At 46.2% G+C, this 12,357-nt stretch carries 12 protein-coding genes; 2 read left to right on the plus strand and 10 right to left on the minus strand.

Annotated elements, in window-relative coordinates; all coding sequences use genetic code 11:
- Positions 1–9: 9 nt before the first annotated feature.
- From MKY87_RS06650 to MKY87_RS06695, 10 genes are all read right to left on the minus strand, one after another.
- The gene (locus MKY87_RS06650) at positions 10–2,259 is read right to left on the minus strand and encodes an HD family phosphohydrolase (protein WP_036674803.1); all 2,250 of its coding nucleotides are present in this window, start codon (positions 2,257–2,259) and stop codon (positions 10–12) included.
- Positions 2,260–2,275: 16 nt separating this feature from the next.
- Positions 2,276–3,247, minus strand: a complete 972-nt coding sequence (locus MKY87_RS06655) for a PhoH family protein (RefSeq protein WP_017687243.1) — start codon at positions 3,245–3,247, stop codon at positions 2,276–2,278.
- Between the two features lie 6 nt (positions 3,248–3,253).
- Entirely contained in the window at positions 3,254–4,447 is a 1,194-nt protein-coding gene (gene yqfD / locus MKY87_RS06660; RefSeq protein WP_340963446.1) for a sporulation protein YqfD, read from the minus strand.
- On the minus strand, positions 4,444–4,737 hold the full coding sequence (yqfC, locus tag MKY87_RS06665; RefSeq protein ID WP_017687241.1) for a sporulation protein YqfC: 294 nt from the start codon (positions 4,735–4,737) through the stop codon (positions 4,444–4,446). The genes yqfD and yqfC overlap by 4 nt, the downstream gene beginning before the upstream one ends.
- 180 nt (positions 4,738–4,917) lie before the next feature.
- Positions 4,918–5,520, minus strand: coding sequence for a hypothetical protein (locus MKY87_RS06670; RefSeq protein WP_340913925.1), 603 nt, complete (start codon positions 5,518–5,520; stop codon positions 4,918–4,920).
- A gap of 13 nt (positions 5,521–5,533) precedes the next feature.
- Positions 5,534–6,544 carry a flotillin-like protein FloA gene (floA, locus tag MKY87_RS06675; protein WP_076332307.1) on the minus strand — a complete coding sequence of 337 codons (1,011 nt, stop codon included), beginning with the start codon at positions 6,542–6,544 and terminating at the stop codon, positions 5,534–5,536.
- 160 nt (positions 6,545–6,704) lie between these two features.
- Positions 6,705–8,027, minus strand: a complete 1,323-nt coding sequence (locus tag MKY87_RS06680; RefSeq protein ID WP_339790537.1) for an NfeD family protein — start codon at positions 8,025–8,027, stop codon at positions 6,705–6,707.
- A gap of 282 nt (positions 8,028–8,309) precedes the next feature.
- Positions 8,310–8,753 (minus strand): GatB/YqeY domain-containing protein, encoded by a 444-nt coding sequence (locus tag MKY87_RS06685; RefSeq protein ID WP_017687237.1) that lies wholly within the window; start codon positions 8,751–8,753, stop codon positions 8,310–8,312.
- 15 nt (positions 8,754–8,768) lie between these two features.
- Entirely contained in the window at positions 8,769–8,942 is a 174-nt protein-coding gene (gene rpsU / locus MKY87_RS06690) for a 30S ribosomal protein S21 (protein ID WP_005547957.1), read from the minus strand.
- Between the two features lie 232 nt (positions 8,943–9,174).
- On the minus strand, positions 9,175–9,534 hold the full coding sequence (locus tag MKY87_RS06695; protein WP_024628477.1) for a histidine triad nucleotide-binding protein: 360 nt from the start codon (positions 9,532–9,534) through the stop codon (positions 9,175–9,177).
- 220 nt (positions 9,535–9,754) lie between these two features.
- On the opposite strand from MKY87_RS06695, the gene MKY87_RS06700 reads away from it, so the two are divergent.
- Entirely contained in the window at positions 9,755–10,705 is a 951-nt protein-coding gene (locus MKY87_RS06700; RefSeq protein ID WP_445669411.1) for a PLP-dependent cysteine synthase family protein, read from the plus strand.
- A 1-nt stretch (position 10,706) separates the two neighbouring features.
- The gene (locus MKY87_RS06705) at positions 10,707–11,840 is read left to right on the plus strand and encodes a bifunctional cystathionine gamma-lyase/homocysteine desulfhydrase (protein WP_339790159.1); all 1,134 of its coding nucleotides are present in this window, start codon (positions 10,707–10,709) and stop codon (positions 11,838–11,840) included.
- The last annotated feature ends 517 nt before the right edge of the window (positions 11,841–12,357 follow it).

Below are 12,357 nucleotides of genomic sequence, written 5' to 3' on the forward strand. Positions count from 1 at the left end.
ATTATTAAATTAGCCCGCTTCGGGTGAAGTCGGCTTTGGTTTCTTAATCTCCTCCGGATATTCGATCCTGGAGTGGAAGATACCCATCACCGTTTCCTTCAATGTTCTGGCGACGATATCCAGCTCACGCATCGTAAGGTCACAATCATTGAATTGGTGATCGTCCAATCGTCCTTTAATAATCTTCTCAATCATGGACTCCACTTGCTCCACTGTCGGTTTGCGCAAAGATCTCACAGCAGCCTCCACACTATCGGCAATGCCAACAATAGCCGATTCCTTGGACTGAGCCTTCGGCCCAGGGTAACGGAAATCTTCTTCCGTGAAATCAGGCTCAACGCCTGCTTCTTCCGCCTGGCGCAGTGCTTTGTGATAGAAATAGTGGAGAAATGTTGTGCCGTGATGCTGTTCCGCAATATCCCGAATAGGTCTGGGCAGCTTATAATCCTTCTGCATTTCCACCCCATCGCGCGCATGGGCTACGATAATGGATTTGCTCAGTTTCGGATCAATTGAATCATGCGGATTCTCCATATTGTTCTGATTTTCAATAAAATAGATGGGGCGCTTCGTCTTGCCAATATCATGATAATACGAACCCACTCGGCAGAGCAATCCGTTAGCTCCTATGGCTTCTGCTGCTGCTTCGGACAGATTGCCTACCATAACGCTATGATGATAGGTACCCGGTGTCTCCGTCAGCAACTTGCGTAGAAGCGGATGGTTCGGATTAGACAGTTCCACCAGTTTGAGCGCTGACAAGATACCAAATGATGTTTCGAAAAATGGCATCAGCCCGATGACCAGTATGGCAGTTAATACGCCACCAGCAAATGCAAATCCAACGCCATACAATGTCGTGGTTCGATTCCAATCGCCCGAGTCAATCAAAGCCAAGGTGAAGACGGCTATGGACCCGAACAGACAGACCATAATGGCCCCTTTCAGGATCGTTGATCGCTGGCTAGCCTTATGAGTGGCGAAGATCGCAACAAATGAAACCAATACAGCGAAGAAACCTAATTCGAAGTCAAAAAGCTGACCCTGATGGGTATTCAAAATGATGCTGGACAACATACCGATCAATATCGAACATACAAAGGCAAGCGAGGTATCCAGTAACAAGGCAATTAACATCGCTCCTACCGCAACTGGTGCAAGGAAGCCAACATAAGACCTCTCATTGGTCTGGATAATCGCCGTCACATGCATAACTACAATCGTAATAATAAAAATGAGAACAAGCATCAACAGCTGCGCATTATTATATTTGAAATGCGTTCCGCTGCCTTGCTGAATATACATCAGAATGGCTGCCGACAACAGGCAGGAAAACATAAGAAGTCCAAGCTGTGGCCAGTAGTTTACTTCATTTTTCAACAAATCATTCTCATCCAGCAAAGTATACATCTCCGGGGTGATCATCTCACCCTTGGCAACTAATGTGTCCCCTTGCTTGATAAAGACGGTTTGCGTGTTCTCACGCGCCTGAACTTTCGCTTCCTTCGTTCCCTCTTCATCGTAGAAACGGTTAGCGGTCACCACGAGGCGAGCAAGTTCTTGCACGACCTCACGTTGCGTACGCTTACCAAGAGAGCTGACACTCACCATCTCAGCTACTTTGGCACGGGCAGTAGTTGCATCGCTGATCTGATCCGTCATTAACCGGGCAACAATATCCCTCGCAACCGGTTTCATCTCCTGGATATCATCCGATGTCAGACGCGAGATTTTGATGTAAGTTTCTTCAGGAATACGGTAGCTTTGCTCCTGTACCACATTTCTGATCTCTTCCAAAAGAGTCTCGGAGTATGTACCGGCTTTCCGATTATTATTGATATAGTTGGTCACAAAATCCTTCTGGCGCTGCGGAATTTCATCCCGATATATATCAATCTTGTCCTGACTTGAAATCTGATCATCCTGATTTAATCGATCTACACGATCAAGCAGGGTAGTCATCAAATTTTCGTTTCGCAACTGGACAATCTGAAATATCGGCTGTACCCGTTCAGCAGCTTCTTCCTGTGCTTTGAGTGTGGCCTTGTTATTCGGAATCTGCATGGGCGCAGCAATGTCCACTTCACTCCGTGTCCCTTCCTGAATATCATAGCGCTCAGGGAGCAGCTTGGAAGCCAGACTGACGTAGAAAAGAATCACCAGAAACAAAAACAGAAGATAGCGTGCCCACACGCTATACTTCCATCCTGTAGCCTTATTCTGAAAAGATTTGCCTTTTGACGGTTCCTTCGAGGTCACTTTAGACAATCCCTTTCTATGCTTGATTTTCTGCGGCGTGGTTGTAAGCCACGATAATTTTCTGGACAAGGGAATGCCGTACAACATCTTGCTCGGCAAAATAGACAAATCCAATCTCGTTAACTTCGTTCAAGATCGTATTCGCTTCCACAAGCCCGGATTTCTTACCACGCGGTAAATCAATCTGTGTCACGTCTCCGGTGATGACCATTTTGGAGCCAAAACCAAGACGGGTCAGAAACATCTTCATCTGTTCCGGCGTTGTGTTCTGTGCTTCATCAAGAATGATGAAGGAGTCATCTAGCGTACGCCCCCGCATGTAGGCGAGTGGTGCAATTTCGATTAACCCACGCTCCAGTGCCTTCGCAGTCTGTTCTTGTCCCATAACGTCATACAGAGCATCGTACAGCGGTCTCAGATAAGGGTCTACCTTCTCCTGAAGATCACCTGGCAAAAACCCAAGACTCTCTCCTGCTTCAACTGCAGGCCGTGTGAGTACAATCCGTTTGACGCTGCCTTCTTTAATTGCGGCAACAGCCAGTACAACAGCAAGGTAGGTTTTACCTGTACCGGCAGGACCAATGCCAAATACAATATCACGTTTTTTAATTGTAGTTACATAGTGCTTCTGTCCAATGGTTTTAACACGGATTGGTTTACCTCGGTATGTCGTCGTAATCTCACCCTTGAACAGGTCCAATAGCTGGTCTGCCCGCATATCCTTGGCAAGTTCAATCGCATACTTCACATCTCTCTCGGTTAACACATATCCATTGCGTATCAATTGCAGTAACACATCAAATAATTGTTCAAGCGATTCCACCTGCTGTGCGTTGCCAAAAATCACAATCTCCGCTTCACGGGATGCAATCTGGGCGGGAATCTCGGATTCAATCAGTTTAAGAAAAGTATCTTGGGGTCCAAAAAGAGATTGGCCCTCTCCCGCACTCTGGAGGGAGATTTGTATGCTGCGTGTTTGCTCTGACAAATATCCTCATTCTCCTTGACTATGGACTAGCGGAAGTTCTTCCGCAATGCTTTCTTCTACTTCAAATAAGACTTTCATATAAACTTTACCATTCTCTTTCTTCTCATGCAAAATTTTTTCACTTATAATTTTTGTTCCTTTGCCGTTTTTGGCGATAATATCGTTCCTTGCTCCTTCCAATCCTTTTGTTCTGGCCCATTCTATCGACTGTTGTTGCTCATGCTCTCGGGTCTCCAGATCTTTCTCTGTCAGCCAACCCATGGGAAGTGTAAAGGATCGCCACGTCAATGGTTTATGATTACTCTCGGTATCAAATGAACTGAACGGTGTACTTCCGTACCCCCACAGTTGGATCGCCCAATTTCCCAGCACCATGTAAAAACGTTCTTTACTCTCACCTGTCATTGTATTATGTTTTTGCACCAGCGGAACCTCTACCTGATACTCACGCCATACCAGGCCACGAACTTCACCTTTGGCAACGATGGTTTTGGTGTTCTCCTCATCCCCGAGAATTCCCGAGATCAATACCTGACCCTTTTTGACACGCATGTCCTTCTGAACAACAGGGCGTCCCTGCTCCGCATAGATTTGAGTGACCACAGCATCTGACTTACTGATCAAATGTCTGGGATTCAGCAATGGTTCGCGCTTTGGTTGCGCCGATTCTACGACCTGAATGGTAATGGTTGTCCCCTCTTTGCTCACGCCAATCCAGGTTACATCCGGCAGAGCGAGTGCAAGCTGCCTAGAGAGCTTGTCTTGGCTTTGCAGACGGAACCCCCATTGCAAAGGATATATCCCCTCTTTCTTCGCTGCTGCAAGCACCTCGTCGGTGGGAATGGTGACGTTACCCTTGACCTCCACACTCCATACCATGGATGACAACGCAAACAAAGCTGCCACAAAAAACAGCATCCCCCCAAGAAAGAACTTCCTCCGCAATAATCGGGCCGCAAAAAAAGGGAAACCGCTGCGATGGGTTACTTTCACCCTGCAGCCTGTCCGTTTCAACACAGGACGCAACCTGAAAAAATGCGGCAGCAGAATGTTCATCTCTGCCACGCGTCCATCGTGAGCACGCAGGTTCCAAACTTCCAGTCCCTGCTCTGCCACCGTGTTGATCAATGTTTCAATGTCTCCCCCAGTGACCGTGATTCGGACTGCTCCCCGCAGTTTGTACAGACTGGGCTGCTTCATCCGTTCCCCTCCACTCCATTCATATGAATATCCAGAATCGTTCCTTCAACAGCTACTTCATCCGGCAAAATGTTACGTATCACCAAGGCAGTTCCTTTGATCTCTAACTGGCCTTGGGAAAGAGCCAGCACGATGCGATCCGGGGTGAAATGGATGACACCGCGATGATTCTCTATATACAGTTGCTTACTGCCGATCAGGGTTAACCGTGGCATATCATAAAGCACATCCTGCGGCAGATCCAACACTTCACTGGTCCATCTGCGCAGCTTGCGGCTGATCCGGGTCATTCGAAGGTCTTCCCCCTTCCTCTACAGTTCAACTTATGCGCAGATTCATGAATTTATGAAAATTCCGGTGCGTGTTAGGGACGAATGTTGAGAAAAAAGGATCGTACACAGAAAAAGCCGTCTCCGGTGGCTTTATGCTCACCAGAGACGGCTTTATTTCCGTCCAGCAACTTAACTTATTTACAGTTTCCCTCTTGTACCAAACGGTTGCTTGGAACGAGGAGAACCCAGTACTTCTGCCCACAGGACACCTGTGCGAATATCAGCAGGACGAAGCGGAGACGCTCCCGATTCATCGATGCTGGTCTCATCCCAACTGGAATCAGACACAACTGGCCGATTCGCAGAAGAGATGCGATTCAAGCGTTCTTCAATCAAGCGCTGCTGTTCTTCCATGCCTCTCATCTGTTCCTCAAGTGAATTTTCCATGGCACTCATCGTGCCCTCACTTCTGTAGTCAGTTGCAGGGCGAGAAGAAGCAGCAGGCTCTGAATACGGCTCATCATACTGATTCTCATATTGCACGTCATCATACCGATCGTCATACTGTTCATCATAGCGGGGGTCTGCAGGTCCGGAAGACTGCTGCTGCGGAGATGAGTTGTCTCTTGAGCGTTCATCCCGGCCTGAATCACCGCTGCCTCCAAACGTAGGCATCCCGTTGGCAGGACGCTTTTTGTTCGGATCAGCCGATTTGGCAGCTTTCCCCAAGAAGGAGAAGAGTGCAAAACCGATGACGGCCACAATATACAGATTATCAAAAATCCATTCAAATAGGCCCATATGCACTCACCGCCTATCTTCCGTTTTTGGAATCACCCTGATCGTTGGAATTCGAACCTTCACCAGGTTTTCCCAATGTGTTACGCATTTGAGTATCCGCTTCAATATTCTTCAGGTTCATGTAATCCATGACACCAATCTTACCACTACGCAGAGCTTCAGACATTGCCAAAGGTACTTGGGATTCGGATTCCACAACGCGTGCTCTCATTTCCACTACGCGTGCTTTCATCTCTTGCTCTTGGGCTACGGCCATTGCGCGACGCTCTTCCGCTTTCGCTTGTGCGATACGTTTGTCAGCTTCTGCTTGCTCTGTTTGCAAGAAGGCACCAATGTTTTTACCTACATCAACGTCCGCAATATCAATGGACAGGATTTCAAAAGCAGTACCTGCATCCAGACCTTTGGACAATACGGTACGGGAGATCAGGTCCGGGTTTTCCAGGACGTCTTTGTGAGAATTGGAGGAACCGTTTGTACTTACGATACCTTCACCAACACGGGCGATGATCGTTTCTTCACCAGCACCACCGACGAGACGGTCAATATTGGCACGAACCGTAACCCGCGCTCTAACTTTAACTTCAATACCATCTTTGGCTACCGCAGAGACAATCGGTGTTTCGATAACACGTGGGTTAACGCTCATTTGTACGGCTTGTAATACGTCACGACCTGCGAGGTCAATGGCAGCAGCACGTTCAAATTCGAGTGGAATGTTGGCACGTTGTGCAGCAATCAGAGCGTTTACAACACGGTCAACGTTACCACCGGCCAAGAAGTGACTTTCCAATTGGTTCATTGAGAGTTTAAGACCGGCTTTGGTTGCTTTAATCATTGGATTAACGATACGGCTAGGCGTTACACGTCTCAGTCTCATCGCTACCAGTGTAATAATACTTACACGTACGCCGGATGCAATCGCTGAAACCCAGAGCATAACCGGGAAAAAGCTGAAGAATACGCTCAATACGATAATACCTACTACCGCAATGAGCAAAATCGTAATCATAGATGTGTCCATTGTTTAATTTCCTCCATTTGCAATTTGAATTTGATAAAAATGTTTGAGAAGACACTCATGAGTCCGCTGCTAAATGAAAGAATGCACCACCTCGCTGGCAGCTTCAGCACGTGGTTATGTACATTGCCGAAGCGTTAATGCGCTTCGACAACAGAGCGAGTTACACCGGCAAAGCTTGCTGAACCACAATCCGGGTACCTTCCGCTTTAATCACAATAATCGGAGTATCGATGGGAATAAAATCTCCGTCCGTCACAACGTCAATTCGTTCCCCTTCAAACATCGCTGTTCCAGAAGGACGAAGTGGTGTCAGACTGATTCCTTGCAGACCAACCAGCTCTTTGCGTTCTGTGGCTGATGAATAACCCCGATCCGCAGACATGCTGTCACTCAATATGAACCGATTCCATATCCCTCGATCCTTAAAGATAATTGAGATGATCGCAATGACTACCAATGCTGCTCCAAAAGCGATACCCAGAGATACAAATGCATCACTCGTATCATAAGCGGCCCTTACAACACCGGCCACAAGCGCAATTGATCCCAAAATTCCCAGAATACCAAAGCTCGGAATAAACATCTCCAGAATCATCATGATGAGTCCGACGGTAAATAGCACCCATGTCTCTGCTCCGGCAAATCCCGCAATGTAATTACCCGAGAAATACAACACGAAACACACGATACCTACAATACCAGGAACTCCAAAACCAGGAACAATCAATTCAATGATCACACCCGCGATTCCGAGGAACAATAACACAGTCATGACAACCGGATTGGTAAGAAAAGAGGAGATATTCTCCGCTGTTGTTCGTTCTACCTTAAATACGTCATCCTGACTGTAACCTGCCCAAGCTGCCGCTTCTTCCGGTGTGTTGCTGATGTGGTCGGCATAACCAACTTTCAGCGCTTCTTCAGCCGAGAGAGCAATAATTTCACCTTTTTGCTTGGTTTTATTAATCTCTGGCATTTCAACAACGATGTTAACATCCGTCATTCCAGCTGCAATCTTGCCATCACGACCACTGATTTCTGCCGCTCCCTGCATTTTGCTTTTCCAGAATGCAACAAGCTTTGGATCATCAACATGTTTACCCGTACTGTCCACCATTGCTGCCGCACCAATCATACTGCCTGGTGACATTACGATCTTATCTGCATTCAGAGCCAGAAAACTCCCGGCTGAAGCAGCATCTCCACGAACAAATGCAACAGTCTCAATCGGACTGTTCTTGATCAGGGTACCCAATGCTTCTGCAGTGTCGACACGGCCTCCCGGCGTATTGATATCAAGAACGATCAGGCCAGCATTCATCTCTTCTGCTTGTTTGAACCCGCGTTCCATAAACTTGCCAAGTCCCTGCTCGATTGGTTTATCAACCGGAATAATATATACGGCGCCACTCTTCTCAGCTGCATGCGCTGACGGTGATCCAATCCAGACAGGAAGCAACAGCGTCAGCAGCATTAAGAGCATCAATGGCCCCGTAAGCTTCTTCCGGCGCTTTCCCTTCACAATAGTCCCCCCTTTTCCATTAATGTTATACTGTCCAGCTTATGGTATTTATTACGTGCAATGCAACATTTCGTTTCAAAATCTTAAAATTATATTTGAAAACTCGATCAATTGCAAGAATAAAAATCCATAATAATATATATTAACCATTAAAAAGAAATTTCATCATCCCAAGGACATCATGCCTTCTGGTAAATGGAAAAAACACCTCCTGACAAGTCAGAAGGTGTTTATTGATTTGCTTTATTGCAGAAATTGTTGAACTGCTTGATTTACCAGTTTGCCGTCCGCTTTGCCTTTAACTTTCGGCATAAGGGCCGCCATGACTTTCCCCATCTCGGCTTTCGAAGAAGCACCGGTTTCCTGGATGGTCTGCTGTACAATAACTTTAATTTCTTCTTCGGTAAGCTGTGTGGGAAGGTACTGGATGAGTACTTCAATTTCCGCTTTTGCATTTGCCGCGAGATCTTCACGGCCCGCTTTGTCAAATTCTTGGAGGGCATCTTTGCGCTGTTTGATTTCACGACTCAGGATATCAAGCACTTCGTTGTCATCCAAATCTCTTTTCAAATCTATTTCAAGATTCTTGATCGTCGAACGAATCAACCGAATGTTGGAGAGTCTGAACTTGTCCTTACTCTTCATCGCTTGCTTCATATCTTCGTTCAATCGTTCGCTAAGATTCATGTAATTAAAATCCTCCTAAAACTTTCTCTTACGAGCAGCCTCGGACTTTTTCTTGCGCTTTACGCTTGGCTTCTCATAATGCTTACGTTTCTTCACCTCAGCCAATACGCCATCTTTAGCGATGGAGCGTTTAAAACGACGAAGTGCAGCATCAATAGTCTCGTTTTTGCGAACTTTAGTTTCAGACACCAGTTTTCCCTCCCTCCGACCAGACCGTCCAAGAGCAATAACACGGTTCATCATCTTACATTATAGGCGAAAGATAATAAAGGTGTCAACCTCAATGTAATGATCACTTATTTGAATCCATTTTATAACTCAAAGGTATTATGAAATGGATTCATTATATAAGCATTTGGTCACACATTCATGGATTTAATGCATATGACTAAATCCTCAATAGTAGTACCCATCAGCTCGTTTATTTGTGAGAATCGGACAGACTTGTCAACACGCCAAGTCTGGTACCACCCAACAAGTGGTAATGCAGATGATGAACGGTTTGTTCTCCATCCTTACCACAATTGTTGATTAATCGATATCCTGTTTCCTCCACGCCAAGACGCTTCGCCGCTTCTTGAGCAGCCAGATGAATCTCGCCGATCAATGGCAGATCTTCTGCAGTAACTTCATTCATGGAAGCAATATGTTTCTTCGGAATGACAAGAACATGTGTCGGTGCAGCGGGCTGGATGTCATGAAAAACGATAACATGGTCATTCTCCAGTACTTTATTGGAGGGAATGCTGCCCTCTACAATTTTGCAAAATAAGCAATCCATAGTTCATACCCTCCTTTGTATTCCAGTGTATGTATTCCCCTCTATCATACTAAAAGTAAAAACCCACGTCCAATCTCTAGACACACAACCAGGTATTCTAGGTCAACTCTCCATCTATCATCGAGCCGAACACTATACAACATTGGATGTATACCAAGCCATTTTATCGAAATATGGTTTTATCACGCACTTTTCTCAATTAAACAAATATGTATGGTTAATGACACACAAAAGGAGATTGGTTAATTTGACCGTTTATCAACATGTACAGGAACTTATAGGTAATACACCTTTGCTTGAATTAACTCGTTATCCATTACCGGAAGGAATCCGCCTGTTCGCCAAACTGGAATTCATGAATCCCGGAGGAAGTGTGAAAGACCGGATCGGCAAGTTTTTATTGGAGAAGGCCTTGGCAAGAGGAGATGTTAAGCCAGGTGGAACAGTGATTGAAGCTACCGCAGGCAACACAGGAATTGGTCTTGCAATGGCGGCTGTAGGCCTAAATTTAAAGGTCATTTTCACGGTACCTCAGAAGTTCAGCGTTGAGAAGCAGCAGTTGATGAAAGCCCTTGGTGCTACGGTCGTCAACACACCCACATCCGAAGGAATCACTGGTGCCATACGCAAGGCGGAATCGCTGGCGAAAGAAATACCGGGTTCGTATATTCCAGGTCAGTTCTCCAATGCGGATAACCCACTCGCACATTATGAACATCTGGGCCCTGAGATTTGGCGTGATCTGAACGGGCAGGTGGATGTATATATCGCCGGAGCCGGGTCTGGCGGAACTTTCATGGGAGTGTCTCGCTATTTGAAGGAGCAAAACCCGTTAATTAAAACATGTATCGTAGAACCCGAAGGTTCGATTCTCGCAGGAGGTCCATCGGGACCACATCGCACAGAAGGAATAGGGGTCGAAACGTTATCTTCTTTTATGGATGTGAGTTACTTTGATGCCATTCATACGATCTCAGATGAAGATGCCTTTGAGCGGGTCAAGGATCTAGCCTTGTTGGAAGGCTTACTGGTAGGAAGTTCCTCAGGTGCAGCTATGCAAGCCTCATTAAACGAAGCTGTTCACGCACCTCCCGGAAGTAACATCGTCGTTATTTTCCCGGATAGCAGCGAACGATATTTAAGCCAAAATATCTATAATGGAGGGCAATGAAATGAGACCAAAAACCAAGCTGATTCATGCAGGTATTGTTGGTGATCCACACACTGGAGCAGTGAGTGTACCGATCTATCAAGTAAGCACGTATGAGCAGGAATCGGTTGGCGTACACAAAGGATACGAGTATTCACGTACAGGCAACCCTACCCGTCATGCGTTGGAAGAAGTCATTAAAGAGCTGGAGGATGGCGTTCGAGGTTTTGCTTTTAGTTCGGGCATGGCTGCAATTCACGCTGTACTGTCTCTGTTGAAAACTGGAGATCACGTCATTCTGACGGATGACGTATACGGCGGGACTTACCGCATTTTCACCAAGGTGCTAAATCGTCTAGGGATCGAGTCTACCTTTGTAGATACCACCTCACTACAAGCAATGGAGCAGGCTTTGCAATCCAATACAAAGGCCATTTATGTAGAAACACCTACCAATCCGTTACTCAAGGTCACCGATATTGCTGCTGTAGCGAAGTGGTCGAAACAACATGAATTGCTGTTCATCGTGGATAACACGTTTAGTACGCCTTATTGGCAGACCCCGCTGGCTCTGGGGGCAGATATTGTGCTGCATTCTGCAACAAAATATATCGGTGGTCATAGTGATGTCGTGGCAGGACTTGCGGTTGTTAACAGCGAGCAACTTGGAGAAGATCTTCATTTTATCCAAAATGCAATCGGCGCAGTCCTGGGACCCATGGATTCCTGGTTGTTAATGCGAGGTCTTAAAACATTGGGATTGCGGATGGAAGCGCAGGAACGCAATACAGAGCAGCTTGTGACATTTTTGAATCAGCATCCAACAGTGAGCAAAGTTTATTATCCCGGGTTGCCCGACCATCCGCAGCACAAGCTCGCTTCCACGCAAGCGAGAGGATATGGCGGCATGGTTTCCTTTGATGTAGGCAGTGCTGAAAAAGTAGATGACGTGTTAAGCAAAGTTCGTTATTTCACATTGGCTGAAAGTCTGGGCGCGGTGGAAAGTTTAATCTCTGTACCTGCCCGAATGACACATGCTTCCATTCCGTATGAACGGCGGCAAGAATTGGGGATCACGGATGGTTTGATTCGTATCTCCGTTGGGATCGAGGATGTTGAGGATTTACTTGAGGATTTGAAATCTGCATTAGGTTAAGGGCATTTTGAAGTCCGTGCTGGCTGATACTCGTGAATGGGTAGTCGAAGATTTTCTAAGGAACACAGGAAGTCTTATTTGATGTTCAGGCCCTCATTGGAAATTATAAGGAACAACAGGCACGTTATTTCCCAAAATAACCTCAAAAAATGCTGAAAACGGCTCTTTATACGGTTATAACGTGTCTCAGATTCCTTAAAATTTTGGCGGGCGCTTCAAAACCTTGAATAAGATGCCTCAGATTCGTCAGCGCTCGCACACCATGCTCCGCTCCTTTAACCGTGGGCAAGAGAACAGCAGCGATTCCACCCTAAGCGAAGATTTTTATCGGGATAAAGAATTAAAGCTTTATGTCTTGATCGTTTGCTCGCACTTAGGAACGTTCTCACATATTCAGGATGTGGTATGGATGTGGTATGCCTCTGCTGCGACACGTTTAGACCTGCTTCTGCTTTCAGCAAGGTTTGAATACAAGCTATATACTATCTGTTCATCCTCAACCTTACACTAATTAGGC

The sequence above is a fragment of the Paenibacillus sp. FSL R7-0198 genome, assembly GCF_038000415.1.
Classification (GTDB): domain Bacteria; phylum Bacillota; class Bacilli; order Paenibacillales; family Paenibacillaceae; genus Paenibacillus.

Excerpts from the sequence above, each read along its gene's own strand:
- floA (WP_076332307.1), bottom strand. The coding sequence starts at position 6,544 with ATGGACACATCTATGATTACGATTTTGCTCATTGCGGTAGTAGGTATT.
- MKY87_RS06695 (WP_024628477.1), bottom strand. The coding sequence starts at position 9,534 with ATGGATTGCTTATTTTGCAAAATTGTAGAGGGCAGCATTCCCTCCAAT.
- MKY87_RS06685 (WP_017687237.1), bottom strand. The coding sequence starts at position 8,753 with ATGAATCTTAGCGAACGATTGAACGAAGATATGAAGCAAGCGATGAAG.
- yqfC (WP_017687241.1), bottom strand. The coding sequence starts at position 4,737 with ATGACCCGGATCAGCCGCAAGCTGCGCAGATGGACCAGTGAAGTGTTG.
- MKY87_RS06700 (WP_445669411.1), top strand. The coding sequence starts at position 9,755 with ATGACACACAAAAGGAGATTGGTTAATTTGACCGTTTATCAACATGTA.
- MKY87_RS06670 (WP_340913925.1), bottom strand. The coding sequence starts at position 5,520 with ATGGGCCTATTTGAATGGATTTTTGATAATCTGTATATTGTGGCCGTC.
- MKY87_RS06680 (WP_339790537.1), bottom strand. The coding sequence starts at position 8,027 with ATGCTCTTAATGCTGCTGACGCTGTTGCTTCCTGTCTGGATTGGATCA.
- yqfD (WP_340963446.1), bottom strand. The coding sequence starts at position 4,447 with ATGAAGCAGCCCAGTCTGTACAAACTGCGGGGAGCAGTCCGAATCACG.
- MKY87_RS06705 (WP_339790159.1), top strand. The coding sequence starts at position 10,707 with ATGAGACCAAAAACCAAGCTGATTCATGCAGGTATTGTTGGTGATCCA.